Here is a 25,025-nt window from a genome sequence, read left to right as displayed (position 1 = left end):
GCGGTTACGCTCCGGACATGGTCACTGGGGATGCCGTGGTGCTCCGGCTGGACGTCGTGATGCGCCGGCTCGCGTGGGCGGGGTTCGTGGTGTTCGGCGGGGGCGGCCTGGTGGCCGTCGTTCTGTCGTTGTTCTCCGGCTCGGTGTCCGGGGTGGTGTTCAGCCTGCTCAGCGTGGGTTTCGCGGGGCTTATCCTGCTCGCTCTGCGGCGCTCGGCCACCTTCTTGACGGTGTCCGCTTCGGGCTTCGAGGTGGCGGGTCAGTTCGCCGTCGGGTGGACCGAAGTGCGGCGGCTGCGCGTGTGGCGGGAGAAGCGGCGGGTGGGGCGGTGGATGCACTGGTGGCACTACCGGCTGTCGTGGACCGGGTCCGGGCCGGAGGACCTTCTGGAGGACGGCGAGTACGTGTACGCGCTGGGTCACCTGGGTGGGGGTGTTGCGCTGTACGGGGCTCTCACGCGCTTCGCTCCGGCTGGGGTGGTCGAGTTCGCGGAGTGAGCGCGCTCCGGCAGCGGGACCGGACATCGGCACCGCGCTCGGACGCGGCCCCTCGACCGCGTGAGATGAAGGGGCCTTTCATCGCAAATTTCGCTATGAAAGGCCCCTTCATCTCACGCGGGGGAAGCTGGTCGAGCTGCGGGAGCGAGCCGCTCCCGGATGCTAGGAAAGGACCGTTCCTTGCAAATTTCGCAAGGAACGGTCCTTTCCTAGCAGTACCGAAACGCGTCAGCAGCTCTGCTTGTAGAAGTACTGGGCGTTCGCGTCCATGTTCGCCTTGGTGATGGAGTGCAGCGAAGCGGTCAGGTTGCGCGTCACCGGCTTGCCCTCCAGCGCCGCGATGGCCTGCTGCACGCCCTGCTGCCCGATGGCGGCCGGGTCCTGCGCGATGAGGCCCTGGTACTCGCCCTTCTTCAGACCCTCGATCTCCGACGGCGACGCGTCGAAGCCGATCAGGTTGACCGCGCCGATCTTGCCCGCGTTCCGCAGGCCGGTCGCGGCGCCCTCACCGGTGTTGAGGTTGGTCGCGAAGATGCCGATCAGGTCCGGGGTGGACGCCAGCGCGGCGGTCACCTTGGACGCGGCCTGGTCGGGCTCGTTCTGGGTGAACTGCACGCCCGCGGACTTCAGGTTCGGGTAGTTCTTCAGCTCGTCCTCGAAGCCCTTCGCGCGGGTGTTCGTGGTCGAGGTGCCCGCGATGGTGTCGAGCACCAGCACCGAACCGGTCTTGCCCGCGGCCAGTTCCGCCATCGTCTTGGCGGCGAGCTTGCCGCCCTCGGCGTTGTCCGAGGAGATCGACGACTCGGCCACGCTGGTGTCCTTGAGCGCGGTGTCGACCTCGATGATCTTCGCGCCGCGGGTCTTGACCTGCTGGATCGGCGGGAGCATCGCCTGCGCGTCGGTCGGCGCGATGAGCAGCGCGGCGGGCGGGTTGGAGCCCAGCGCGTTGACCAGCTGGGTCTGCATGGCCGCGTCGAACTTCTGCGGGGCCTGCGTGGTGAGCTCGTAGCCCGCCTTCTTGGCCTCGGCCTCGGCGCCGCACTGCATCGAGATGTAGAACGGCTCGGCCTGCACGCCCGGGATCAGCGACAGCTTCTTGTTGTTGGTCTTGGCACCGGAGTCACCGGAGGGTGACTCGCCGACCGTGCCGCCGCCGCAAGCGGTCAGCAGGAGGGCGGCGGAGACGGCGGCACCGGCGACGAGCAGGGTCTTCTTCATGGGGGATTGCACCTCTTTGTGCGTAGGAATCAACGAGAGTTGCGGCGGCGACGGCGCCGCTGGTCGAACCAGACCGCGGCGATCAGCACCGCGCCGACCGCGATCATCTGCCAGAAGTCCTGGACCTGCGTGATGTTGAAGCCCTTCTTCAGCACGGCCGGGATGAACACGCCGATCACCGTGCCCAGCACCGAACCGACACCGCCGAAGAGGCTCGTGCCACCCATCACCGTGGCGGCGATGGCGTTGAGGTTGTCGGTGGTGTGCGCCGAAATCGTCGTCGACGCGTAGTACGCGAGCGAAAGGAAACCGGCGACACCGGCGAGGAAACCGGTGAGCGTGTACACCTTCAGCAGATGCGCGGTCACCCCGATGCCCGCCCGGCGCGCGCCCTCGGCGTTGGAGCCGACGGCGTAGGTGTAGCGGCCGAATTTGGTGGTGTGCAACAGCCAGGCACCGATCAGCGTGATCACCACGGCCACCAGCACCAGATTCGGCACCCCGCCGAACGACGTCCCGTAGCCGAGCGTCTTGTTGAGCTCGGTCGGCACGCTGCGCACGTCGGATCCGTTGTTCAGCAGGTACGCGGCGCCGAGCGCGGCACCCATCGTGCCGAGCGTGACGATCAGCGGCGGGATGTTGGCCACCGCGATCAGGAAACCGTTGATGAGGCCCCAGATCGTGCCCGCGACGACGGCCGCCACGAGCCCGGCGGTGATGACGCCCCACCCGGCCTTCGTCGCGTCGCCGTCCGGGCTCAGCGCCTCCATCGTCTTACCCGCCACCATGCCCGCGAAGATCAGCACGGAACCGACCGAGAGATCGATACCGGAGGTGATGATCACGAACGTCATGCCGACCGAGAGCACCAGCAGCACCGAGGTCTCGATGAGCAGGGTCTGGAAGGTGAACACCGTCGCGAACTCGGCGGGCGCGATGGCGGTGAACACGATGATCAGCGCCAGCAGCACCAGCGCGATCCAGAACGTGTTCGCCCCGATCATCCGCTGTCCCAGCGAACGCTTGCCGAAGCCACCGTCCACCGAGGTCTGGATCTCGGGGTCGTTCTTCGCCGGAGTGGACACGGTCACGCCGCCTCCTCTTGTACGAGGGCGCCCGTCATCGCGGCGACCAGGTCTTCCAGTTTCGTGTCGGAGCCGGTGAACCGGGCGACGCGCTTGCCGAGCCGCAGCACCTCGACGCGGTCGGCCACCGACAGCACCTCGGGCATGTTGTGGCTGATCAGCACGACGGCGATGCCCTTGTCCCGCACCTTCTTGATCACGTCGAGCACGCGTTCGCGCTGCACGACGCCGAGCGCGGCCGTCGGCTCGTCCATGAACACGACCTTCGAGGCCCAGACGACCGACCGGGCGACGGCGACGCTTTGCCGCTGCCCGCCCGAAAGCGAGCCGATCGGGACGTCGGTGCTCTGCAGGGTCACGCCGAGCCGCTGGAACTCCTCCACGGCTTGACGCTTCATCTCGGCCTTGTCCAGCATCCCGAGCTTGCCGAGGATCCCCTTGCGGTGGATCTCCCTGCCGAGGAACAGATTCGCGGCGGGGTCGAGTTCCGGTGCGACCGCGAGGTCCTGGTACACCGTCTCGATCCCCATCCGCCGTGCCGTGGTGGGGGATTCGAGCACCACCTCGGATCCGTCGAGCAGGATCTTGCCCGACGTCGGCTGTTCCGCGCCGGACAGGCATTTGACCAAAGTGGACTTCCCGGCGCCGTTGTCGCCGATCAGCGCGGTGACCTCACCGGCCCGCGCCTGGAACGACGCGCCGCGCAGCGCCTCCACCGAGCCGTAGCGTTTGACCAGGTTCTGTGCGTCGAGCAGGAGTTCGCTCACGATCGCTCCCTCTTCTCGGGGGCGGGCGGACGGCAGCGGATGATCGTGACATCGCCCTCCACGGCCGCCTGACCGGCGTCGTGCGGGACCACGTAGGTCTCGCCCTTGCGCAGGGCGTACTCGCCGCCGTGTTCGGTGCGGAGCGTTCCCGACCCGTCCATGACGACCAGCACCGCGAACGACGGGTCGAGTGACAACGTTGTCGAGCTACCGGAAACAGCGGGACGGAGCCGATCGGCGCGGAAGAACGCGTCACTGCCGTCGGCGAGCAGGTCCACAGTGGACGCGTTATCGCCCGCGGTGCGCTTGACGATCGAGCCGAGCCGTTCTTCGTCCCAGCCCGAGGTGTCCAGGGTTTCGATGGCGGTCTCGAACCCGATGCCGAGGTGCGCCTTCTCCGGGTTCGCCAGGAAGTCCCGCCATTCCAGGGTCAGCGAAAAGTCGGTCGGCTGCTGGAGCTCGACGACGAAGACGCCCTCGCCGATCGCGTGCGGCAGGCCCGCCGGGATGTAGACCGTGTCGCCGGGGCTGACCGCGACACTGTTCAGCGCGCCGAGCATGGCGGGCGCGTCCTGGCTGCGGGCCCATTCGTTGACCGTCGCCTTGTCGACGGTCTCCTTGAAGCCCGGGTAGACGCGCGGGTCTTCGCCGTAGGTGCCGACCACGATCCACGCTTCGGTCTTGCCGAAGTGCGAGTCGAAGTGCACCTTCGCGAACGAGTCCGACGGGTGGAAGTGCACCGGCAGGCGCTGGCCAGCGTCGAGCAGCTTCACCAGCAGGCCGGTCGAATCGCCGAGCGCCTCGACGTGTTTCGCGCCGAGCCAGGCGGACGGGTTCTCGCGGACGGCGTCGCGTAGCCAGACGCCGTTGGGCAGCTTGGTCAGGCCGTTGGTCTCCTGGCCGAACATCGTGGTGGCCGAGCCGACCCAGTCTTCGGGGCCGAACTTGCTCTCCGAGGGGGCTTCTCGCAACGCGGCGATGGCGTCACCGCCGCGGTAGAACTGCGGCGGCTGGTTCGCCGGCAGGCGGATCGGTTCGAGGTGGCCGCTCATGAAGGGGCGACCTCCCCGGAACCGCGGGCTACGAGATGCACGGGCAGAACTACCTTTCTCGGTGCGGATTGATCTCCCTGTACCCGGGCGAACAGCAGTTCCGCGGCCGCCCGGCCCAGCGCGCTCACGTCGTGCGCGATCACGGAGACCGGCGGATCCAGCAGATCCGCCAGCTCGAAGTCGTCGAAGCTGATCATCGCGGGACGCCGTTCGGCGTGCGCCAGCGCGCGCAGCAGGTGCACGGCGACCCGGTTGTTGCCCGCGATCACGGCGGTGGCCGGATTCGGCCCGGTGAGCAGCCGTCGCACGGCGTCGCTGACGCTCTCTGCGGTCGGCGTGCGCATCACGACGAGGCTCTCGTCGTAGGGGATCCCGTTGCGGACACAGCCCTCCCGGAACCCGCGCAGCCGTTCGCCCGCGGTGAAGATGTCCGGGCTGTCGGCGAGGAACGCGATCCGGCGGTGGCCGTGTTTCGCCAGGTGGGCGACCGCTTCGACGGTGCCGCCGATGTTGTCGACGAGCACCGTGTCGGCCACGATGTCGCCGGCGGGCCGGTCGAGGAACACCACCGGCGTGCCGGCGCGCATCTCGGGGACCAGGTAGCCGTGCTGCATCCCGGCCGGGACCACGAGGATGCCGTCGACCCGGCGGGAGCAGAACTCCAGGACCAGTTCGCGTTCGCGGTCGGAGTTCTCCTCCGAAGAACCGGTCAGCACCTGACGCCCGAACGAGGTCGCGATGCGTTCGACGGCCCGGTTGAGCTCCGAGTAGAACGGGTTTCCGACGTCTTCGACGATCAGGCCGATCGTCCCGGTCGTCGAGCCGCGCCGCAGGTTCCGCGCGCCGAGATTGCGCCGGAACCCGAGCTGCTCGATCGCCGCCATGACGCGCTCCGCGGTGTCCGGATGGACGGCGGGCTCGTCGTTCACTACCCGCGAGACGGTCTTGATGCTCACGCCCGCGAGGCGGGCCACGTCACTCATCGTGGCCCGTCGGCCGGTGGTGCGGTGGCCGCTGTCCGGTCCGCTGGAAGACAACGTTGTCATAGTGGCCGGAATTGAACGCCAGCGACGCGATGATGTCAATGCCCGGTTCGTCCTGGAGGCGTCATCCGAAGTCGAACCGTTACCCGTGCCGGGGCTGTGGCAGGGTCTTGTCCGATCGAGGGGAGTGCGGAATGCCGTATGTCGAAGCGTCGGTGCGCAGCAGGCAGTTCGTCGCCGCCGCGCGCGAGGTGATGCTGCGCGACGGCGTCACTGCGACGACCCTGCGGGCGGTCGCCGCGGAGGCCGACGTCCCGCTCGGCACGCTGCAGTATGTCTTCTCCAGCAAGGAGGCGTTGCTGCGCGCGGTGATCGAGGACGTCGTCGAGGAGATCTCGACCGTGCTGACCGGGACGGTCGAACTCGACCGCGGGCTGGCGCACGCGATCCGCCAGGGGCTCACGAGTTTCTGGTCGGAGCTGGTCGCCGACCACGTCAAGCTGCAGCTGATGCAGGGCGAACTGCTGCACTACGCGCTGCGGAAGCCGGGACAGGAAAGCATGGCGAGCTGGCAGTACCGGCGTTACGTCGCGGTGCTGACCGGCTGGTGCAGGGGGGCCGCCGTCGACGCGGGCGAGAAATGCGCGCTGCCCTACGACCGGCTCGCCAGGGTGATGCTCGCCGGCGTCGACGGGCTCATCGCGCAGTACGTCTGCGAACCCGACGAGGAACGCGCACGCGCCGATCTCGACACCATGATCGCGATGCTCATTGCCTCGGCGGACATCCGGCCCGTCTGACGTCTGACCAGCGTTGTTGCGGAGGTTCTCGACCTGCCCTAGGGTCAAGTCATACGACTGACTGAATTTCGGAGGGCGGCGAATGGACACGACTGTCGTGGTCGTCGGTGCTGGTTTGTCCGGGCTGGTGGCGGCGCGTGCCCTGTGCCGGCGAGGCGTCGAAGTCGTCGTACTGGAGGCCGCGGACCGGATCGGCGGGCGGGTCCTGGGCGAGACGACCGCGCTGGGGTCCCGGCTGGACCTCGGCGGGCAGTGGATCGGGGCCGATCATCACCGGGTCAGGGCGCTGGCGGCCGAATTCGGCGCCACCGAGTTTCCCATGCACACCGGGACATTTCCCGGATTGATCGAGGCGGGCAAGCGGGTGCCGCTCTGGTCGCCCGCTCTGTGGCCCGCCGGTTTCGCGCTGGCCGCGGCGGGCATGCTGAGCAGGACGGGAACGCCGAAACGGTGGAACCGCACGACACTCGGATCCGTGCTGCGCGCGGTGCCGGGCCGCCGGGCTCGCGGATTGCTGGAGGCCGTCGCCTCCGTGTCGTGGACCGTCGACCCCGACCGGTTCTCCGTCGAAGCGATGACCAGGATGATCCGCGCGCAGGGCGGATTGCGGACCATGCTGTCGACGGCAGGTGGAGCGCAGGAGGCTCTGCTCGTCGAGAGCATGGGAGCACTCGTCGACGGTCTCGCCGCCGAGCTCGGCTCATGGGTGCGGACCGGGGCGGCGGTCGCCTCGATCGTCCGTGACGGCGACGGGGTCACCGTGCGGACCGGGACGGATCACTTTCGGGCGGCGAAGGCGGTCGTCGCCGTGCCGCCGCCGATCGCCGCGCGGATCTCGCACGAGCCCGCCCTGCCGCGACCGCGACTCGATCTGGAGAAGCACACCTACATGGGGATCGTGTACAAGGCGATCGCGGTCTACGACCGGCCGTTCTGGCGGGAGCGTGCGAACGGCGAGTTCCTCGTCCTGGACGGCCTCGGGCACACGGTGTTCGACACGACCGCTCCCGGCGGGCCGGGACATCTGTGCGTGCTGGTCGGCGGGCCCCGGGCACGGGGCCTCGACGGGCTGGACGCCGCGGCCCGTCGTGACGCGCTGCTCGGACCGCTGGTCCCGCATCTCGGCTCCGCCGTGCTCGAACCCGCCGGCTGGCACGAAAAGGCTTGGCACCTCGACAAGCACGCCGGCGGCGGGTACATCGCACTGCCCGTGCCGGGTACCACCGACGGTTTCCCGCCGTTTCCGTCGGCTCCGGCCGGGCATCTGCACTGGGCGGGTTCGGAAACCGCCCGCGAGCACCCCGGCTACCTCGACGGTGCCATCGAGGCGGGCGAACGCGCGGCGCGAGAGGTGGCCGAAGCCCTCGGGTGAACTTGTCGCGAAATGGACAGGGTTTGGCGGACCTCTTGACCAGGTGGTCTGTTCTTGCCGAAGGTGAGCGGACAGCGACAACGTTGTCAGGAGGCGGCCTTTCCCATGCCTGCACGCACTTCGACCCGCGTCGCCGGGTTGCTCACCGCGCTTGTCGTCCCCGCCGGGCTGCTCACGCCCGTCGCGGCGGCGGCGCCCGGTGGCGACCCCGTGGACGCGGTCAACACCTTCATCGGCACCAAGGACGACGGCAACACCTTTCCCGGCGCCTCGGCCCCTTTCGGGATGACGCAGGTCAGCCCGATCTCATCGCATTACGCCGGCTATCGCTACGACGACACCGCGATCCGCGGCTTCGGGCACTTCTTCCTGTCCGGCGCGGGCTGCTGGGAGCAGGGCGGCCTCGTGTCGTCGCTGCCCACCACCGGCGCCGTCGGCCCGGGCGCGGCGTTCGACACCGCCAAGCCCGAGACGTTCGACCACAAGAAGTACGCCTCGCCGTACACGCACGAGGGCGAGGTCGGGAAACCCGGCTACTACAAGGTGCGGCTCACCGGCTACGGCGGCGTCGACGCGGAGACCACCGCGACCACGCGGACCGGTGTCGAGCGGTACACCTTCGCGAAATCGGGCGACGCGAACGTTTTCGTCAACGTCGGGCAGGCCAACGACAAGGAACCCGTGACGGCGAGCCAGATCCGCGTCGTCGGCGACCGGACGGTCGAAGGCATGGTGGAGTCGCAGGCGTTCTGCGGTGGCAAACCGTACAAGACCTGGTTCACCACGACATTCGACAAGCCGTTCAAGTCCTTCGGGACTTGGTCGCCGACGGGTGGCACGCCGGGCTCGAAGGAATCCGCGGGCGGGGAGGGCCTTCGTGGCGCTTGGCTGACCTTCGGCGGCGGACAGGTCACCGCGACGACGGCGATCTCCCATGTGGACGCTTCCGGCGCCCGGCTCAACCTGGCGGCGGAGAAGGGCCGCTCGTTCGACGCGGTCCGCGACGGCGCACAGCGTGCCTGGCGCAAGGAACTGTCCTCAGTGGACATCAAGGGCGCGTCGAAGGACGACCGAACGGTGTTCTACACCTCGCTCTACCACGCGCTGCTGCAGCCGCTGACCGGCAACGACGCCGACGGCCGCTATCGCGGTTTCGACGACAAGATCCACCGGGCGCTGGGCTGGACCTACTACGAGTTCTTCTCGTTGTGGGACACCTATCGCACACAGAACCAGCTGCTCGCCCTCTTGCGGCCTGCTCGGGCGAAGGACGTCGCGAAGTCCGTGCTCGCCATCCACGACCAGGGCGGCTGGCTGCCGCGCTGGGCGTACGCGAACCAGGAGACGAACACGATGACCGGCGATCCGGTCACCCCGTTCCTGGTCGACCTGTGGCGGTTCGGCGCGCTGTCCGGACAGGAGTTCAAGGCATACCAGGCACTTCTGCAGAACTCGCGCGAGATCCCGCCGGCGTCCTCGCCGTTCCAGGGCCGCTCGGGCAACGCGAGCTACCAGAAGGACGGGTTCGTCCAGTACGACAAGGACTTCCCGAAGAAGGGGCAGGACACCGACCCGAACCACGGTGCTTCGGCCACATTGGAATACGCGCTCGCGGACTGCTCGTTGTCCATCATGGCGGCCGGTCTCGGCAAGAAGGACGACGCGAAGGCCTTGGCCGACAAGGGACGCAGCTATCGCACCCTGTGGGATTCCACGGTGACCGACCGCGGCTTCACCGGTTTCTACCGGCCGAAGCTCGGAGGCGGCGAATGGTTCAGCCCGGCGGGCAAGCCGTTCGACCCGCAGAGCCAGGACGGCTTCCACGAGGGCACGTCGTGGCAGTACCAGTGGCTGACCCAGCAGGACGTTCCCGGGCTGGTCGAACGCATGGGCGGCAAGGAGAACGTCGGCAAACGGCTCGACGACTTCTTCGCCTACGGGGATCTGGTCAAGGACCCGGCGAAGACCGTGCGCGAGGAATGGGTCGTCGGCCCGTACAACTACTACAACCAGTTCCGCTACAACCCGAACAACGAGCCCGACCTCCACTCGCCGTGGATGTACACGCTGACCGGGCAGCCGTGGAAGACCTCGGCCGTGGTGCGCGCCGCGCATACGCTGTTCACCAACGCGCCGAACGGTGTCACCGGCAACGACGACCTCGGGACCATGTCCGCGTGGTACGTCTTCAGCGCGCTGGGCCTGTATCCGGCGGTGCCGGGCACCGGGCAGTTCGTGCTCAACGCGCCGCGATTCGAGAAGTCCGTGGTGCATCTGGAGAACGGCCGTGACATCACGATCAAAGCCGACGGCGCCGACGCGTCGAAGCTTCAGTACGTCCAAGGAATGGGATCCGGCTCGCAGCGGGCGTATGTCGGCTTGGAACAGTTGACGCGGGGGACCACTTTGGACTTCAAGCTCACGGACGATCCGTCGAAGGCGACGTGGGCGACCGGCCCCGAAGGGGCGCCGAAATCGCCCTGCGCCGGGTGATCCGAGTGGTTTAGACCGGTTCGTTCCGGGGGTCGTGAGGAGCATCACGGCCCCCGGTGTTCCGGTGAGGGCCGTCACGCCTCACACTGGTATTACCACGTCCGACAGCGCTGTTGACGTTCTTGGCGAGTCCGCCTTGGACAGTGCTCGTCGGACGTAGTCATGTGCACACACATAGTGGTGAGACCCCACAGGAGGAGAAAGTGTCCAGCAAGGCCGCTCTAGTATTCCGCGTGGCCGCGGTAGCCGAAGCCCTTTCCTGGGCCGGGCTGCTGGTCGGGATGTTCCTCAAGTACGCCGTCAAACTCGGCGAGGGCGGCGTTCCCGTCCTCGGCATGGTGCACGGTGTCGTGTTCGTCCTCTACGTGCTGGTCTCCCTGTCCGTGGCGAAGCCGCTCGGCTGGCGCCCGAAGACCCTGATCCTCGCGCTGCTCTCCAGCATCCCGCCGCTGTTCACCTGGCTGTTCGAGTCCTGGGCGCTGCGCAACGGCAAGCTGGACGGCCCGCAGCGGCTCACGCACGGCGGTGTCGGCCTGTTCGCGGGCAAGTCTTCGGAACCTGTCGCCGTCTGATCTTCGGCAAGTACGTGAAGGCCCCCTTCATTGCGCTAGACGCAATGAAGGGGGCCTTCACGTACTTGCGGGTTATTCGGTGAAGTCGCCGGTGGCCTTGCGGACCTTGGTGAGCAGGTCGGTCAGCTGCTCGGTCTGCTTGCCGGTGAGCCCGGTCAGTCCGAAGTCGATTTCGGTGACCGCCTTCGTGGCCTCTTCGCGCCGTGCGCGGCCTTCGTCGGTGATCTCGACCAAGGTGGTCCGGCGGTCGGTCGGATGCGGCACGCGCTTGACCAGGCCGTCCTTCTCGAGCCTGTCGACGATGTTGGTGACGCTCGTCGGATGCAGCTGGAGCCGCTCGCCCATTACCCGCATCGGCAGGTGGGAGGCGCGGGCGAAGGTCAGCAGGACCAGCGCCTCGTACCGGGCGAAGGTCAGCCCGTGCGGTTTGAGCGCGCCGTCCACCGCGGACTGGATGATCTGTTGCACGCGCATGATCCCGGTCACCGCGGCCATGGTTTCGGACGGCCCGATACGGGCTTCCCACAGCTGCGCCGCGCGGGCGATCGGGTCGAACGGCAACGGACGGCTCATGGCGGTCGAAGTTACCAGCGGGTACCCGTGCCACGCCGCACGACCGGGTGTTATGCGTGGGAAAAGTGTCTGAACGAGGAGCAGAAGATGATCGTGGCCTTCAGTGTCAGCCCATCCGCGGCCGAGGAAGACGGCGGGGTCAGCGAGGCCGTCGCCCGCGCGGTGAAAGTGGTGCGCGAATCCGGCCTGCCCAATTCCACCAACGCCATGTTCACCAACATCGAGGGCTCGTGGGACGAAGTGATGGACGTCGTCAAACGCGCCGTCGAGGCCGCGGGCGAGGGCTCGTCACGGGTCGGGCTGGTGCTCAAGGCCGACATCCGGCCGGGTTACGAAGGCCAGCTGACCGCGAAGGTGGAACGCGTCGAGAAGCACCTGAGCGAGTAGGTCAGGGGAGTGGCGGGGTGAAGGCCACCAGCCACAGCTCGCCCTTGACCGCGATGGCCACCGCGTAACCGAACGCGCTGCCGTCGGCCAGTTTCCCGCTGACGGTCGCCGAAGTCGGCGCGAGATCGTCCGGCGCGAACTTCACCGTGACGTCGTGGGCGCCGCGGCCCGCCAGCGCGTCGATGTAGGACTTGGCGAAGTCGCCCGCCGACGCGGGCGGATAGTCGATGAGTTCGGAGAGGGCCTCGACGTCGCGCTCGTTGAGTGCGGCGGCGAGGCTGTCCCGGAGTTGTCCCGGGCTGCCGACGCCGGGGTCGGGTTGATGGGCGATCAGCACCGTGATCACGCTCACCCAGACGATGGCGACGGCGATCGCGACGGCCACCGTCGCCGTCCTGCGGGTCGGAATGTCGATCACCCCCTCGTGGCGAGCCTGCCGGAACGGAACCGTCCTGCCAAGCGGGCAGCCGGGGGCATGCGGTGAAACCCTCGGGGATGCGTGCCAGGATGGAACCGTGACACACCCACGCGGATCAGCATCGAAGACGGCGGCCCTTTCCGCCGCGCTTTCCGGCGCGGTCGACCTTTCCGCGCTCAAGGCGCGTGCCGAAGCGCCGCAGAAACAGCCCCCGGCCCCACCGCGCCCGGCGGACGGTGCCGCACCCGGCGTCCCCGCCGCGGGTGGCGCCGTGATCGACGTCACCGAAGCGACCTTCCAGTCCGAGGTCGTCGAACGATCCATGCGGCAGCTGGTCGTCGTCGACCTGTGGGCCGAATGGTGCGGCCCGTGCAAGCAACTCAGCCCGGTGCTGGAGCGCCTCGCCGCCGAGTCCGGTGGCGCCTGGGTGCTCGCGAAGGTGGACGTCGACGCGAACCCGCGTATCGCGCAGCTCTTCGGCGCGCAGTCGATCCCGACGGTCATCGCCATCGGCGGCGGCCAGCCGGTCGACGCGTTCTCGGGCGCGCTGCCCGAACCCGAGATCCGCAAGTGGCTCGGTTCGCTGCTCGACGCGCTGCGCGACCGCCTCCCCGGCATCAAGGCCGCCGAGGAGAACGGCGGCGGCGTCGAGGTGCCGGAGGACCCGCGGTTCACCGAGGCCGAGGAGGCCTTCGAACGCGGTGACTTCGCGGCGGCCCAGGCGGCGTACGAGCGCATCCTCGACGTCGAGCCGGCGAACGAGGAGGCCAAGACGGCGCTCGCGCAGGTCAAGTTCACCGCCCGCGCCGAGGCCGCCGGCCCGGACGCGATCGCGAAGGCCGACGCGAACCCGGCCGACCTCGACGCTCAGCTCGCCGCCGCCGACCTCGAGGTCGCCGGGCAGCAGCCCGAGGCGGGCTTCGCGCGGCTGATCGCCGTCGTGCGGCGTACCGCGGGCGACGAGCGCAACAAGGTGCGGGAACACCTGGTGGCGCTGTTCGACCTGTTCGACTCGGCGGACGAGCGCGTCATGAAGGCGCGACGGGATCTGGCGAGCGCCCTGTACTGAGGTTTCTTTGGGTACGTGAAGGCCCCCTTGCTTGCGCCAGGCGCAAGCAAGGGGGCCTTCACGTACTTGGGCGGCGGCCGACTCGCGTGATTGGGCGGCCGACACACGTGACTGGGTGGACGACTCGCGTGCTTGGGCGGCCGACTCGCGGCGGACTCCAGTCGCGCGCGTGTCGGCCATCCAGACACGCGTGTCGGCCACCGGATCACACGTGTCGTCCCATCGATCACGCGAAACGGCCAGTTTGCGTCGCGGGGTTCGGGAGCTCTGAGCGCGAGCTGCGAGCTCCCGGGCCGGGCCTGGCAACCCCCGGATGAGATGAAAGGCCCCTTCATTGCAAATTTTGCAATGAAGGGGCCTTTCATCTCACTTCAGGGGCCCGTGACCGGACCGATCAGCCGTACTGCGTCGAGCACACCGACGAGCTCTCCAGGTAGCCCTTCCGCAGCGCCTCGACCCGCTCGAAACCGTTGTCCACGCGCTTGCCGTTGACGTCGGCGGAGACCAGGCTCTCCGGGCTCAGCAGATCCGAGATGGCCTCGTCGAGGTCACCGGCGGAAAGCCGCAGCGTCGCGCCGGGCACGGTGCTGGCCTTCGCCCACGCGCCGACCAGGCAGGCGGTGCGCAGTCCCGCGTTCGCGTTGTCGATCGACGCGCCGACACCCTTCTGGATGCCCATCGCGTAGCGGGACGCGATTTCCGAGAACGCGGCGAAGTCGCCCTTGCCCTCGCTGTGCCCGCTCTCCCATTCCGCCTGCTGGTCGACCGGCTGGGCGAGTTCACGCAGCTTGGCCATGTCGATGCTGACGGTGTTGTTCGACGGGCAGTACGACGCGGGCGGGGTGCTCGGGCCGCCGGGGCAGCTGCCGTTGCCGTCCTCGGTGATCTCCGGACCCGGGACACCGGCGCCCTCGAAGGCCTTGTCCAGGCTCTTCTTCAGGACCCCGATGACCTCGGCGTCGAGCTTCTCGTCGCCCTTACCCTTGTCACCCTTGTCGAACGGGCGCTCGGTGATCCGCGCCTTGATGTTCTCCTCGTTCATCGTCGCGCATTCCTTCGGGCCCTTCTCGAACCCGACCTGGAACGCGTACGTGCGGTCGAACGCCGTGCCGTGCGCACCCTGTTTGGTCGCGCTGGTGCCCGCCTGGTCGCGGATCAGGAACAGCGACGCCATGACCTGGTTGAGGCCTTCGGAGGTGGAGACGCGGTAGAACTTGCTCTTGTCCTCGGCGACCCAGCGGAAGTATCCGCCGGCGAAGCAGTCGGCCTGCTGCTCCTTGACGATCGACGGGGTGTTCTTCTTGATGTTGGCCTTCTCGGCGAGCCGGTACTGCACGGCGTGCCCGAGTTCGTGCGAGAGCACGACGGCGCCCGCCATCTTCCCGAACCGTTCGCGCAGCATGGGCAGCAGCACGCCGCGGTCCCACGCCACCAGGTCACCCGGCGGGCAGTAGAACGCGTTGACGAGCTTCTTGACGCTGCCGCATTCGGTCTCTTCGTCGTCGGTCTTCGCGCTGTAGGACAGCAGCGACTTCAGCGGCTCGTACGGCTGGCCGAAGTCACGCGGCATGACCTCGGTCCAGTAGGCCTGCGCGTCGGCGATCGCGGCGATGGCGAGCCGGTCGTCCTCGGAGCCGTCCTCGTTGCGGACCTGCAGATCCGGTTTGGGCGCGTCCGGCTTCAGGCCGCTCTCGAAATGCGTGACCGGGAGGCCCGCGATGTCGCCGGCACCCGGCTGGCTGCCTTGCTGACCGGTCGAGGTTCCCTTGTCGCTGCACGCGCTCAGCCCGAGGGCCAGCACCATCGTGACCGCGATCAGAGCCGGGCGTTTGAAGCCCCGCGCTCCCCCTTGGATCATGTTCACTCGCTTGTCGTCAGGGCCCCGACCGGGCCGCGTACTCCGGCAAGCAGGGACCCTACCCAGCGCTTATGGCCCGCGTGCAGGTAATCCCCGAAGTGGGTCTTGAGCGGGGCGGGGCCCCTGCCGATATGGTCGCTCCTCATGAGAGCAGTCCGCCGGTTCACCGTCCGCGCGAGCCTGCCGGAGTCGCTCTCCGGCCTCGGTGACCTCGCCACGAATTTGCGCTGGACCTGGCATCCCCCCACGCGCGACCTGTTCGCGTCGATGGACGCGGAGCTGTTCAACCGCGTCCGCGATCCGCTGCGGATGCTCACCGCGCTGCCACCGGCCCGGCTCGACGAGCTCGCCGTCGACGACGCCTTCCTCGCCCACGCGCGCGAGGCGGTCGCCGATCTGGACCGGTACCTCGCCGAGCCGCGCTGGTACCAGAAGCAGGACGACGCCGACCTCCCGCCGGCCGTCGCGTACTTCTCGATGGAGTTCGGCGTCACCGAGGCGTTGCCGAACTACTCCGGCGGCCTCGGCGTGCTCGCCGGCGACCACCTCAAGGCGGCTTCGGACCTCGGCGTGCCGATGATCGGCGTGGGGCTGCTCTACCGCGCCGGGTACTTCCGGCAGGCACTGTCGCTCGACGGCTGGCAGGTCGAGCACTACCCGGTCATCGACCCCAACGCCTTCCCGCTGGAGCTGCTGACCGACGGCGGCAAGCCGGTGCTGGTCGAGGTCGCGATGCCCGCCGGGCGAACACTGCACGCGCAGATCTGGAAGGCCCGCGTCGGCCGGATCCCGCTGCTGTTGCTGGACACGGACACCGAGGCGAACGACGAGGACCTGCGCGCGGTCACAGACCGGCTGTACGGCGGCGACGCCGACCATCGCATCCGGCAGGAGATCCTGGCCGGGATCGGCGGCTTCCGCGCCGTGCGGCGCTACTGCGAGCTGACCGGGCACCCGCAGCCGAAGGTGTTCCACACCAACGAAGGCCACGCCGGTTTCCTCGGGCTCGAACGGGCCCGCGAGATCGTCCAGGCCGACGGGCTGGCGTTCGACGAGGCGCTGCCCGCCGTCCGCGCCGGCACCGTGTTCACCACGCACACGCCGGTCAGCGCCGGGATCGACCGGTTCCCCGTCGATCTCGTCCAGCGGTATTTCACCGACGGCAGACTGGTGCCGGACGTCGACCCGCGCCGTGTGCTCGCGCTCGGCGCGGAGGACAACCCCGGCCTGTTCAACATGGCGCATATGGGTCTGCGGCTCGCGCAGCGCGCGAACGGTGTCTCGGCGCTGCACGGCAGGGTGTCGCGGCGGATGTTCTCCCGGCTGTGGCCCGGGTTCGACTTCGACGAGGTGCCGGTCTCCTCGGTCACCAACGGCGTCCACGGGCCGACCTGGGTGGCGCGTGAACTGAGCGCGCTGCTGGGGCGCGACCACGAGGAGCTGGGCCTCGACGGCGTTCCTGGCAAGCCGCTGCGGGACGGCGTCAGCGACGAGCAGCTGTGGGCGTTGCGTCGTGAGCTGCGCGAGAAGCTGGTCGCCGAGGTGCGGCGCCGGGTGCGGGCCGCGTGGATGCAGCGCGGCGCTTCCGCGCTCGAACTCGGGTGGACCGACACGGTCTTCGACCCGGACGTGCTGACCGTCGGTTTCGCGCGCCGCGTGCCGACGTACAAACGGCTGACGCTGATGCTGCGCGACCCGGAGCGCCTGCGCGCGCTGCTGCTGGACGAGCGGCGCCCGATCCAGCTCGTCGTCGCGGGCAAATCGCATCCGGCCGACGAGGGCGGCAAGCAGCTGATCCAGCAGATCGTCCGGTTCGTCGACGATCCCGAGGTCCGCCGCCGGATCGTCTTCCTGCCGGACTACGACATGTCCATGGCGCGCTACCTCTACCGCGGCTGCGACGTCTGGCTGAACACGCCGGTGCGGCAGCTGGAGGCGTGCGGGACCTCGGGGATGAAGTCCGCGCTCAACGGCGGTCTCAACCTGTCCATCCGCGACGGCTGGTGGGACGAGTGCTACGACGGCAGCAACGGCTGGGCGATCCCGACCGCGGACGGCGTCACCGATCCGCTGCGCCGCGACGAACTGGAGGCCGCGGCGCTCTACGACCTGCTCGGCCACCAGATCGCGCCGCTGTTCTACGACCGCGACGCGGGTGGTGTGCCCGGCGGCTGGCTGTCGATGGTCTGGCACACGCTGGAGACCCTCGGGCCGCGCGTGCAGGCCTCGCGGATGGTGCGGGAGTACGTCGAATCGGGTTATCTGCCCGCTTCACGGATGGTCGCGGAGGCCACGGACGACGGCTATCGCGGCGCGTTGTCGCTGGCCGACTACCGGACCAAACTCGACGTCTCGTGGCCGCGGGTGCGGATCTTCGACACCGAACTGCTCGTCGAGGACGCCGCGCCGATGGTCACCGGCACCGAGGTGACCATCCGGGCCAGGATCGACCTCGCCGGCCTCGAACCGTCCGAAGTGGACGTTCAAGCCGTCGTCGGGAAGGTGGGCGACGGGGACGAACTGAGCGATCCCGTCACGGTTCCGATGTCGGGCGACGGGATCGGCGCGTTCGCGGCGCGGCTTAAGCTGCCGCATCCGGGCTCGATCGGCTATACGGTTCGCGTGCTGCCGAAACACCGTCTGCTCGCCACGCCGGCGGAATTGGCCAGGGTCGTCCACGCCTGACTCACCTCGGGAAAGGCGCACCGGTCCCGTGCGGGTACCGGTGCGCCGAGAGGTATCCGGCGTATCGCGCGTATTCCCATGCTTGGGCGAACTGAACGAGTTCCGCCCGGCGACGCTGATGCCACCGTGCGGAAACGAGCCAGCCCGCCGCGGCCCCGAGCAGCATCGCCAGTCCGACGATCACGACGAGTTCCATTCCGTACTCCTGGTTCCTGGCCGCTCGACGAGCGGCTGTCATTGCGACGCTAGGCGGAGTGATCGTCTTCGCGCATCCCCTGCCGGGCCTTGGCCAGGAAGTGGTCATGAGACGCACGTACGGTTTTATTTCGCCATCGATTGGTCACCTTCGCTCGTTGTCAAGTCGGTGGCGAACAAAGGGCGAGAACAGGCTCTGATGGTGTCCAAAACTTGGCAAAAGTGCAGGCTGAAGTCGTTTTATCGGGCGACTGGGGGTGATTCGTGCAGCATATTGTGATCGCCTAGGCTCTTCGTTCTTGAGGTCGCGCAGGGGAGGAATAGTGACTTCGACGAGGAAAAGAAAAAAACCCGAGGACAGTGTGCTCGGCATCCACAAGCGCAACGGCATCTGGCAGGACGGGCTCGCCAGGGTGATGGGGCCGGAGTTGCTCGAACGCTGGGGTATTGCGGAAGACGCCGAGGCGTCACGCGTGCGAGAGATCGTGCTCCTGCGGTTGAACCGGGTACTGGTCCAGTTCGCGAGCCCTGAAATGTCCGTGATCGTCTGGACCGCGTACAACCTCGGCGCGGCTTCGCCCGGAGAGGAAAGCGGAGTCGTCCGGCGGCTCGAAAGATTGGTCGACCAGGGCGGCGTCGAATGCAGTGTCCGCACCTGCACCCGCCGGTTCAACGACATTTTCCTGCCCGACGTCGTGAAGAGCCTGAGCGCCGGGCAGAGCCCGATCACCGACGAGGACCTCGGACGGGCTTCGCGCTGGCTGGCCGCGAACATCCGGCCCGATGTGCCGGAACCGGTCGCGGATGGACTGTCCGCCGCGATTCGAGGGTTGCGGACGCCCATGGACCCGGTGCTGAAGATGTTCCTCGACGGCCCTGTCCACGGACCCGCGGACGGTGACGGTGTCCCGCTCGCGGCGAAGCTCGGGGCCCGTGGCGAGTGGCTGTGCGTCTTCACCGGAGAAGAGTTGTTGGCGACTTATCGCGAGTCCACGGGGGCGAGCTGGGCCCGGACCGGCCGGTGGACCGGTCGTGACGTAGTGCGGACGGCGGCGGGCCGGATCTTCCCGACCGGGATCCTGATCGATCCGAGTCCGTCGATCGGGGCCGGGGCCGAAGCCACGCTGCCCCTCCCGCCGGACGAGATCGCCCGGCTCGCCCGCGAGTGCTGATCGACCACGAGGACAGCGGACATGATCGATTTCGAGGCCGTTCCCGATGAGTTGAGCCGGGCGGGAGACCGGCTCCACGACATCACGGAGATGATCACCAGGCAACCTGCGCTGAAGTTCAAGGCCATGGCGAGCGAAGCGGGGGATCCCGTGCTCGTGGCGGCACTGGAGAGCTTTCAGGAGGCTTCCGCGCACAGCGTCGCCGTGCTCGCCGAGGACGTGTGGCGGCTCGGCGGCAGGCTGGGCGAGGCCGCGCGTGGTTACCGGAACGGGGAAGAAGCGGCGATCGAGAAGGTCAAAGCGATCGAAGCCGCCGAAAGCCCCGCACCGCGGGCCATCGTCTTCGACTCCGGGAACGCCAACACCATCCAGGCCGTTCTCGGCTGAACTGAAGAGGACGGACGATGAAGCCGGAAGACCCGGACGGGCCGAGTGCGCCCTGGACGGCTGGGACGGTCAGCGTGCTCCGAAGCGAGGCGGAACGCTTGCGAGCGGTTTCCCGGTCGTTGGAGGACCAAGCCGTCGAGGTGCGCCAGATCGATCCTCACGGCTGGTCCGGCCCTGGGCACGACGCGTATTTGGGCCGCCGGACGGAGTTGGCCGCCCGGTGCCGGATGGTCGCGGAGGAGCACGGACGCGCCGCGCGGGCGCTGGACGATTTCGTCGCCGTCCTGGAACAGCTGACCAGGAGCGCGCGGGACACTTCGGATCCGTCGCTCATCCGGAGACTGGCCGCCCAGCGGACCGAGGCGGCGACCCTGGCCGCCGCCACGCTCACCGAAGTGGGCAGGGAGCTGGCCGCGTTGAAGACGGTGCTCGGTGAGGTCGACCGGCGAGTGGTCCGGGAATCACGGCCTTCGCGTGCCGAGAAGCCGATTTCACCGCCTCCCGACACTGCCCACGGGCAGACTGAGCTGGCGCCGGCTCTTCTTCTGGCCGATCCGGCCGAATTCGACCGGCGCCTGCAGGGACTGAATGACGCCATGTGGCGATTCTGGTCCCTGCCCCCGCTTGTCAAGCCGGTGGCGAACAAAGGAAGTCCCTGATCTTCGATTTCCGCCGAACAATACGGAACGGCCCGGTGAAATACACTTTGCCGGGCCGATCCCGAATGGCGGAGGAATGGTGGCTTCGGCTAAGGAAACGAGAACGTCGCGCAGGGCCAAGGACCGGCTGCACCATATCCACGCCCGCGCCGGGATCCGGCAGGACGGGCTCGGCCGCGCGCTGGGCCCGGAACTGCGGGAGATCTGGGGCATCGCCGAGGACGCCGAGCCCGGCAGGGTGCGCGAGATCGTCCTTCTGCGGCTGAACCGCGTTCTCGAACGGTTCGCCGATCCGCTCATGCCCGAAATCGTCTGGACCGCCTACAACCTCGGCGTGGATCCGGTGGACGGCGGGGCGGGCATGGTCGGCCGGATCAGGACGATGGTCGACAGCGGCCGCGTCGCGGTCTCCGAGCGGACTTGCACCCGGCGGTTCTACGACTTCCTGGGGAGCGTCAAGAACAGCCTGGACGGTTTCCAGGAAGACCTCACCGGCGAAGATTTCCGGCTCGCTTCACGGTGGATTTCCGGCGACGTCCGGCCGGAACGGGAGCAGGCCGACGGCGGTCTGCGCGACCCCGTTCCCTCGGTCCTGCGGATGTTCCTCGACGGGACGGTGTGCGGCCCGGCGGACGAGGCGGGCGCCCCGGTACCGGCCCGCCTCGGCCCGCACGGCGACTGGTTCTGCGTCTTCACCGACGAGCGTCTGCTGGCCGAGTACCGCGCGGTCACCGGCGCGGGCTGGTCCCGGATCCGGCACCGGACCGGCCGCGATGTCGTGCTCGCGGCCGCCGGCCGTGCTGTGGCGACCGGGGTGCTGGTCAACCCCAGGCCGACGCGATCCGCCGGGATCCATGCCGCGCTCCCGCTCTCCCCGGACTCGATCGCCCGGCTGGCGATCCGCCGTTAGGGAACGGCGGGGGTGCCGCCTTCCCGGATCGGGAGGCCTGCCGAACGCCAGGCGCGGAACCCGCCTTCGAGGTCGGTGGCGCCCGGCAGGCCGAGCCGCTGCAGATCGGCGGCGGCCAGGCTCGACGAGTACCCCTCGTTGCACACGACGATCACCGTCGAGTCCGGTTTCACCTGCGGCAGCCGCCACTCGCTGTCCGGCGCGAGCCGCCATTCGAGGTGGATGCGCTCGACGACCACAGAGTCCGGGATCTCGCCCTCTTCGGCCCGGTTGACGTGCGGGCGGATGTCCACGATCAGGGCGCCGTCGCGTTGCAGCCGTAGTGCCTGCTCGGGTTCCGCCCGGTCCAGTCCGGACCGGGCGGCCGCCAGCAGTGCGTCGATAGCGGTCATCGGCCCAGTATCGGGGCCAGCGAGGGGATCTCGGCGGGGACTTCGGCGAGCGTGCCGTACTCACGGGTCGCCACCAGCGGCGGCGAGTAGGCGTGGACGCTGGCGGCGGGCTCGGTGCCGATACCGGTCACCTGGTGCGCGCGCCCCGCGCCGAAGCCGATGCCCTCGCCCGCGACGTGGGTGCGGCGCCGGATCGGGCCGCCGGGATAGCGGTACTCCTCGCCGATCTCGCCCTGCAGCACGGTGAACGAGCCGGACGCGCCGCCGTGGTCGTGCGGTTTGGTCCGCTGACCGGGCAGCCACGACAGCAGCCACAGTTCGACGCCGTCGGTCAGCGCGAGCCGCGCCCACCAGCGCTGGTCCTCGTCGAACCGCAGCAGGCCACGCAGGCCCGAGGTGAGCTCGGTGGTGACCGTGGAGGTCAGCTCGGCCAGTTCGCGGGGTGTCCAGAGCAGACGCTCGGGGTGCAGCAGTTCCGGCAGCAGCGGGTCGATCAGCTGCGGGTGGATCTCGAAGTCCTGGTCGGGAGTGATGGACGTGGTCACGGTGAGGCTCCTCGTGAGGTTCGCGGGCGCGGAAGCAGGGCCGGACGCGGCGCGACACGGGGTGCCGTCGGAAGAGGGAACTCAGCCGTGTCGCGCGGCGGTACATCCGCACGAGGCGACGAGGAGCAGGTCGATGGCCCGGCGGCGCCAGAAAGAGCCCCCGATGACGGGGAAGGCGGCGGACACGGACCTGATCACACCGCCGATGGTGCCACAGCCGCCTGCCGAGACGCGCTTCGTCCCACTTCCTGGACCAGCCGCTTTCTCCCGACCGGCGGCCCGGTGCACACGCGCGCGCGTGTGCGGACACAATGGGCGCGTGAGCGAGCCGATCCAGCCCAGCGAACTTGACGACCTCGTGGTGAGGATGACCGGTGTCGGGGTCCGCCGAACAGGCAACGACCTCCTCGCCGACCTCGACTGGACCGTGGAACTGGACGAACGCTGGGTGGTGCTCGGCCCGAACGGCGCGGGCAAGACCACCCTGCTCCGGCTGGCCGCGGCCGAACTCCACCCGACCTCGGGAACGGTCGACCTGCTCGGCGACCGCATCGGCAAGGTCAACATCTTCGAGCTGCGCCCGCGGATCGGGTTCACCTCGGCCGCGATCGCGCAGCGCGTGCCGGGCGAGGAACGCGTCGTCGACGTCGTGGTGAGCGCCGGTTACGCCGTCGTCGGCCGCTGGCGTGAGGAATACGACAGCCTCGACACCGACCGCGCCCTGGAGCTACTCGGCGCCCTCGGCATCGCGCACCTGGCCGACCGCACCTTCGGGACGCTGTCGGAAGGCGAGCGTAAGCGGACGCTGATCGCCCGGTCGCTGATGACCGACCCGGAGATGCTGCTGCTCGACGAGCCCGCCGCCGGACTCGACCTCGGCGGCCGCGAGGATCTCGTCGCGCGCCTTTCGGAGCTGGCCCTCGACCCCGAGGCCCCGGCCATGGTGCTCGTCACCCATCACGTGGAAGAAATCCCGCCGGGATTCACCCACGCGCTGCTGCTGCGCGACGGCCGCGCGGTCGCCTCCGGTCTTGTGGACGACGTCGTGACCAGCGACAACCTGTCCAAGACGTTCGATCAGGACCTGCTGCTCGAACGGTCCGGTGATCGCTTCTTCGCCCGTCGCCGCTGACGGGTCGTACTGACCGGTAGCCTGCAATCTGTCTTGGACGGTTAAGGAGGACGGCGTGGGAGAGTTCGTAAGTCTCGAGGTCGAAGGCGGGGTCGGGACGATCCGGCTGGACCGCCCGCCGGTCAACGCGCTGAACAACCAGGTGCAGGCCGAGCTGGCCGAAGCGGCCCGTGAGGCCTCCGAGCGCGACGACGTGCGCGCCGTGATCCTTTACGGCGGTGAGAAGACCTTCGCGGGCGGCGCGGACATCAAGGAGATGGCCGAGCGCACCTATCCGGAGATCGCGAAGTTCGGCGCGGCGCTGACGGCGTCGCTGGCCACCATCGCGAACATCCCGAAGCCGGTCGTCGCGGCCATCACCGGCTACGCGCTGGGCGGCGGGCTCGAACTCGCGCTGACCGCCGACCGCCGGATCGCCGGCGACAACGTCAAGGTCGGCCAGCCGGAGATCCAGCTCGGCGTCATCCCCGGCGCCGGTGGCACGCAGCGCCTGGCGCGGCTCATCGGCCCGAGCAAGACCAAGGACCTCGTGTTCACCGGCCGTTTCGTTAAGGCCGAGGAGGCCCTCGCGCTGGGCATTCTCGACGAGGTCGTCGCGCCGGACGACGTCTACGCCGCCGCGCACAAGTGGGCGTCGCAGTTCGCGAACGGTCCCGCCGTGGCGCTCCGCGCCGCGAAGGCCGCGATCGACGGCGGTCTCGACACCGACCTCGCGAGCGGTCTCAAGCTCGAATCCCACCTCTTCGCCGCGCTCTGGGCGACCGAGGACCAGCGCAACGGTATGAAGTCGTTCATCGAAAACGGCCCTGGCAAGGCCACCTTCGAGGGGAAGTAAGCGCGATGACGCAGGTGAACGATCCGGCGCCGAACCCGCACGCCACCGCCGAAGAGGTCAAGGCCGCCTTCGACGACCCCAAGCTCGCCAACGTCCTCTACCACGACTGGGAAGCCGGGACCTACGACGAGAAGTGGTCCATCTCCTACGACGAGCGCTGCATCTCCTACGCGACGGACGTGTTCAACGCCGTCGCCGGTGAGGACGGCCAGCCGTACCCGACCGCGATGGAATTGGGCAGCGGCACCGGTTTCTTCCTGCTGAACCTGATGCAGGGCGGGGTGATCAAGAAGGGTTCGGTCACCGACCTCTCGCCGGGCATGGTCCAGGTCGCGCTGCGCAACGCCGAGAACCTCGGCCTCGACGTCGACGGCCGGGTCGCCGACGCGGAGCGGATCCCGTACGAGGACAACAGTTTCGACCTCGTCGTCGGACACGCCGTGCTGCACCACATCCCGGACGTCCGCGCGGCGTTCGCCGAAGTGCTGCGGGTGCTGAAGCCGGGTGGGCGGTTCGTCTTCGCGGGCGAGCCGACGAAGGTCGGCGACTTCTACGCGCGCAAGCTCGGCCAGTTCACGTGGTACCTCACCACCAACCTGACCAAGCTCCCGGTGCTGAACGGCTGGCGCCGCCCGCAGGAGGAACTCGACGAGTCCTCCCGTGCGGCCGCGCTGGAGGCCGTGGTCGACATCCACACCTTCGACCCGTCCGATCTCGAGTCGATGGCGCGCGGCGCGGGCGCGCAGGACGTCCGCGCGGTCACCGAGGAGTTCGCCGCCGCGCTGGCGGGCTGGCCGATCCGGACCTTCGAAGCCGCCGTGCCGCAGGAGAAACTGACGCTGCGCTGGCGCCTGTTCGCGTATCGGCTCTGGCTGCGACTGTCCGCTTTGGACAAGAAGCTGCTCGCCAAGCTGCTGCCGCGCGAACTGTTCTACAACGTGATGATCACCGGTACCAAGCGATCGTAGG

The 25,025-nt window shown here is 68.8% G+C and carries 26 protein-coding genes; 15 read left to right on the top strand and 11 right to left on the bottom strand.

Annotated elements, in window-relative coordinates; genetic code table 11:
- Positions 1-17: 17 nt before the first annotated feature.
- Positions 18-497, top strand: coding sequence for a hypothetical protein (locus DL991_RS25650; RefSeq protein WP_233598973.1), 480 nt, complete (start codon positions 18-20; stop codon positions 495-497).
- A gap of 228 nt (positions 498-725) precedes the next feature.
- Here DL991_RS25650 and DL991_RS25645 read toward each other — a convergent pair whose 3' ends face one another.
- From DL991_RS25645 to DL991_RS25625, 5 genes are read right to left on the bottom strand one after another with little or no spacing between them, the layout of a single operon-like run.
- Positions 726-1,715 carry an ABC transporter substrate-binding protein gene (locus tag DL991_RS25645; protein WP_125786859.1) on the bottom strand — a complete coding sequence of 330 codons (990 nt, stop codon included), beginning with the start codon at positions 1,713-1,715 and terminating at the stop codon, positions 726-728.
- Positions 1,716-1,744: 29 nt separating this feature from the next.
- A complete protein-coding gene (locus tag DL991_RS25640; RefSeq protein ID WP_125786858.1) occupies positions 1,745-2,806 on the bottom strand; it encodes an ABC transporter permease in 1,062 nt (353 codons plus the stop codon).
- Positions 2,803-3,567, bottom strand: coding sequence for an ATP-binding cassette domain-containing protein (locus DL991_RS25635; RefSeq protein ID WP_125786857.1), 765 nt, complete (start codon positions 3,565-3,567; stop codon positions 2,803-2,805). The genes DL991_RS25640 and DL991_RS25635 overlap by 4 nt, the downstream gene beginning before the upstream one ends.
- Complete coding sequence (locus tag DL991_RS25630; protein ID WP_125786856.1) at positions 3,564-4,619, bottom strand: class I mannose-6-phosphate isomerase; 1,056 nt, start codon at positions 4,617-4,619, stop codon at positions 3,564-3,566. The genes DL991_RS25635 and DL991_RS25630 overlap by 4 nt, the downstream gene beginning before the upstream one ends.
- Positions 4,616-5,602 (bottom strand): LacI family DNA-binding transcriptional regulator, encoded by a 987-nt coding sequence (locus DL991_RS25625; RefSeq protein ID WP_125786855.1) that lies wholly within the window; start codon positions 5,600-5,602, stop codon positions 4,616-4,618. The genes DL991_RS25630 and DL991_RS25625 overlap by 4 nt, the downstream gene beginning before the upstream one ends.
- A 194-nt stretch (positions 5,603-5,796) precedes the next feature.
- On the opposite strand from DL991_RS25625, the gene DL991_RS25620 reads away from it, so the two are divergent.
- From DL991_RS25620 to DL991_RS25605, 4 genes are all read left to right on the top strand, one after another.
- Positions 5,797-6,402: a TetR/AcrR family transcriptional regulator gene (locus DL991_RS25620; RefSeq protein ID WP_125786854.1), complete on the top strand. Its 606-nt coding sequence runs from the start codon at positions 5,797-5,799 to the stop codon at positions 6,400-6,402.
- 82 nt (positions 6,403-6,484) lie between these two features.
- Positions 6,485-7,774, top strand: coding sequence for an FAD-dependent oxidoreductase (locus tag DL991_RS25615; RefSeq protein ID WP_125786853.1), 1,290 nt, complete (start codon positions 6,485-6,487; stop codon positions 7,772-7,774).
- A gap of 105 nt (positions 7,775-7,879) precedes the next feature.
- Positions 7,880-10,267: a GH92 family glycosyl hydrolase gene (locus DL991_RS25610; RefSeq protein ID WP_199754047.1), complete on the top strand. Its 2,388-nt coding sequence runs from the start codon at positions 7,880-7,882 to the stop codon at positions 10,265-10,267.
- A 203-nt stretch (positions 10,268-10,470) separates the two neighbouring features.
- The gene (locus tag DL991_RS25605; RefSeq protein ID WP_125786852.1) at positions 10,471-10,839 is read left to right on the top strand and encodes a DUF3817 domain-containing protein; all 369 of its coding nucleotides are present in this window, start codon (positions 10,471-10,473) and stop codon (positions 10,837-10,839) included.
- 72 nt (positions 10,840-10,911) lie between these two features.
- Here DL991_RS25605 and DL991_RS25600 read toward each other — a convergent pair whose 3' ends face one another.
- On the bottom strand, positions 10,912-11,412 hold the full coding sequence (locus DL991_RS25600; RefSeq protein WP_037341773.1) for a MarR family winged helix-turn-helix transcriptional regulator: 501 nt from the start codon (positions 11,410-11,412) through the stop codon (positions 10,912-10,914).
- Positions 11,413-11,499: 87 nt separating this feature from the next.
- Between DL991_RS25600 and DL991_RS25595 the strand changes: the two genes are divergently transcribed.
- Positions 11,500-11,799, top strand: a complete 300-nt coding sequence (locus tag DL991_RS25595; protein WP_005167823.1) for a thiamine-binding protein — start codon at positions 11,500-11,502, stop codon at positions 11,797-11,799.
- 1 nt (position 11,800) lies between these two features.
- Here DL991_RS25595 and DL991_RS25590 read toward each other — a convergent pair whose 3' ends face one another.
- Positions 11,801-12,217 carry a hypothetical protein gene (locus tag DL991_RS25590; RefSeq protein ID WP_125786851.1) on the bottom strand — a complete coding sequence of 139 codons (417 nt, stop codon included), beginning with the start codon at positions 12,215-12,217 and terminating at the stop codon, positions 11,801-11,803.
- 97 nt (positions 12,218-12,314) lie between these two features.
- Here DL991_RS25590 and DL991_RS25585 point away from each other — a divergent pair, with 97 nt between their 5' ends.
- A complete protein-coding gene (locus DL991_RS25585; protein WP_125786850.1) occupies positions 12,315-13,286 on the top strand; it encodes a tetratricopeptide repeat protein in 972 nt (323 codons plus the stop codon).
- Positions 13,287-13,680: 394 nt separating this feature from the next.
- On the opposite strand, the gene DL991_RS25580 is transcribed toward DL991_RS25585, so the two are convergent.
- Complete coding sequence (locus DL991_RS25580) at positions 13,681-15,144, bottom strand: neutral zinc metallopeptidase (protein WP_370307599.1); 1,464 nt, start codon at positions 15,142-15,144, stop codon at positions 13,681-13,683.
- 144 nt (positions 15,145-15,288) lie between these two features.
- On the opposite strand from DL991_RS25580, the gene glgP reads away from it, so the two are divergent.
- A complete protein-coding gene (gene glgP, locus DL991_RS25575; protein ID WP_125786848.1) occupies positions 15,289-17,829 on the top strand; it encodes an alpha-glucan family phosphorylase in 2,541 nt (846 codons plus the stop codon).
- Between the two features lies 1 nt (position 17,830).
- On the opposite strand, the gene DL991_RS25570 is transcribed toward glgP, so the two are convergent.
- A complete protein-coding gene (locus DL991_RS25570) occupies positions 17,831-18,025 on the bottom strand; it encodes a LapA family protein (RefSeq protein ID WP_125786847.1) in 195 nt (64 codons plus the stop codon).
- Positions 18,026-18,344: 319 nt separating this feature from the next.
- Here DL991_RS25570 and DL991_RS25565 point away from each other — a divergent pair, with 319 nt between their 5' ends.
- From DL991_RS25565 to DL991_RS25550, 4 genes are all read left to right on the top strand, one after another.
- Positions 18,345-19,196, top strand: a complete 852-nt coding sequence (locus tag DL991_RS25565; protein WP_125786969.1) for a hypothetical protein — start codon at positions 18,345-18,347, stop codon at positions 19,194-19,196.
- 21 nt (positions 19,197-19,217) lie between these two features.
- A complete protein-coding gene (locus tag DL991_RS25560; protein WP_125786846.1) occupies positions 19,218-19,583 on the top strand; it encodes a hypothetical protein in 366 nt (121 codons plus the stop codon).
- Between the two features lie 17 nt (positions 19,584-19,600).
- Entirely contained in the window at positions 19,601-20,242 is a 642-nt protein-coding gene (locus DL991_RS25555) for a hypothetical protein (RefSeq protein WP_125786845.1), read from the top strand.
- Positions 20,243-20,318: 76 nt separating this feature from the next.
- Complete coding sequence (locus DL991_RS25550) at positions 20,319-21,152, top strand: hypothetical protein (RefSeq protein ID WP_125786844.1); 834 nt, start codon at positions 20,319-20,321, stop codon at positions 21,150-21,152.
- On the opposite strand, the gene DL991_RS25545 is transcribed toward DL991_RS25550, so the two are convergent.
- Entirely contained in the window at positions 21,149-21,544 is a 396-nt protein-coding gene (locus DL991_RS25545; protein WP_125786843.1) for a rhodanese-like domain-containing protein, read from the bottom strand. The two genes, DL991_RS25550 and DL991_RS25545, sit on opposite strands and share 4 nt — an antisense overlap.
- A complete protein-coding gene (locus DL991_RS25540; protein WP_125786842.1) occupies positions 21,541-22,089 on the bottom strand; it encodes a cysteine dioxygenase family protein in 549 nt (182 codons plus the stop codon). The genes DL991_RS25545 and DL991_RS25540 overlap by 4 nt, the downstream gene beginning before the upstream one ends.
- Before the next feature lie 319 nt (positions 22,090-22,408).
- Between DL991_RS25540 and DL991_RS25535 the strand changes: the two genes are divergently transcribed.
- Genes DL991_RS25535 through DL991_RS25525 form a run of 3 tightly spaced genes read left to right on the top strand, consistent with a single transcriptional unit; the run spans position 22,409 to position 25,024 of the window.
- Entirely contained in the window at positions 22,409-23,221 is an 813-nt protein-coding gene (locus tag DL991_RS25535) for an ABC transporter ATP-binding protein (RefSeq protein WP_125786841.1), read from the top strand.
- 55 nt (positions 23,222-23,276) lie between these two features.
- Complete coding sequence (locus DL991_RS25530) at positions 23,277-24,056, top strand: enoyl-CoA hydratase/isomerase family protein (protein WP_005167845.1); 780 nt, start codon at positions 23,277-23,279, stop codon at positions 24,054-24,056.
- A 5-nt stretch (positions 24,057-24,061) separates the two neighbouring features.
- Positions 24,062-25,024 (top strand): class I SAM-dependent methyltransferase, encoded by a 963-nt coding sequence (locus DL991_RS25525; protein ID WP_125786840.1) that lies wholly within the window; start codon positions 24,062-24,064, stop codon positions 25,022-25,024.
- The last annotated feature ends 1 nt before the right edge of the window (position 25,025 follow it).

It is taken from the genome of Amycolatopsis sp. WAC 01375, from assembly GCF_003947325.1.
Classification (GTDB): domain Bacteria; phylum Actinomycetota; class Actinomycetes; order Mycobacteriales; family Pseudonocardiaceae; genus Amycolatopsis.
Note: the sequence above shows the minus strand (reverse complement) of the source record. Positions and strands in the feature narration are given on the sequence as shown.

Excerpts from the sequence above, each read along its gene's own strand:
- DL991_RS25570 (WP_125786847.1), bottom strand. The coding sequence starts at position 18,025 with ATGGAACTCGTCGTGATCGTCGGACTGGCGATGCTGCTCGGGGCCGCG.
- DL991_RS25645 (WP_125786859.1), bottom strand. The coding sequence starts at position 1,715 with ATGAAGAAGACCCTGCTCGTCGCCGGTGCCGCCGTCTCCGCCGCCCTC.
- DL991_RS25625 (WP_125786855.1), bottom strand. The coding sequence starts at position 5,602 with ATGAGTGACGTGGCCCGCCTCGCGGGCGTGAGCATCAAGACCGTCTCG.
- DL991_RS25550 (WP_125786844.1), top strand. The coding sequence starts at position 20,319 with ATGGTGGCTTCGGCTAAGGAAACGAGAACGTCGCGCAGGGCCAAGGAC.
- DL991_RS25610 (WP_199754047.1), top strand. The coding sequence starts at position 7,880 with ATGCCTGCACGCACTTCGACCCGCGTCGCCGGGTTGCTCACCGCGCTT.
- DL991_RS25595 (WP_005167823.1), top strand. The coding sequence starts at position 11,500 with ATGATCGTGGCCTTCAGTGTCAGCCCATCCGCGGCCGAGGAAGACGGC.
- DL991_RS25555 (WP_125786845.1), top strand. The coding sequence starts at position 19,601 with ATGAAGCCGGAAGACCCGGACGGGCCGAGTGCGCCCTGGACGGCTGGG.
- DL991_RS25525 (WP_125786840.1), top strand. The coding sequence starts at position 24,062 with ATGACGCAGGTGAACGATCCGGCGCCGAACCCGCACGCCACCGCCGAA.
- DL991_RS25560 (WP_125786846.1), top strand. The coding sequence starts at position 19,218 with ATGATCGATTTCGAGGCCGTTCCCGATGAGTTGAGCCGGGCGGGAGAC.
- DL991_RS25615 (WP_125786853.1), top strand. The coding sequence starts at position 6,485 with ATGGACACGACTGTCGTGGTCGTCGGTGCTGGTTTGTCCGGGCTGGTG.
- DL991_RS25600 (WP_037341773.1), bottom strand. The coding sequence starts at position 11,412 with ATGAGCCGTCCGTTGCCGTTCGACCCGATCGCCCGCGCGGCGCAGCTG.
- glgP (WP_125786848.1), top strand. The coding sequence starts at position 15,289 with ATGAGAGCAGTCCGCCGGTTCACCGTCCGCGCGAGCCTGCCGGAGTCG.
- DL991_RS25620 (WP_125786854.1), top strand. The coding sequence starts at position 5,797 with ATGCCGTATGTCGAAGCGTCGGTGCGCAGCAGGCAGTTCGTCGCCGCC.
- DL991_RS25630 (WP_125786856.1), bottom strand. The coding sequence starts at position 4,619 with ATGAGCGGCCACCTCGAACCGATCCGCCTGCCGGCGAACCAGCCGCCG.
- DL991_RS25650 (WP_233598973.1), top strand. The coding sequence starts at position 18 with ATGGTCACTGGGGATGCCGTGGTGCTCCGGCTGGACGTCGTGATGCGC.
- DL991_RS25545 (WP_125786843.1), bottom strand. The coding sequence starts at position 21,544 with ATGACCGCTATCGACGCACTGCTGGCGGCCGCCCGGTCCGGACTGGAC.
- DL991_RS25580 (WP_370307599.1), bottom strand. The coding sequence starts at position 15,144 with ATGATCCAAGGGGGAGCGCGGGGCTTCAAACGCCCGGCTCTGATCGCG.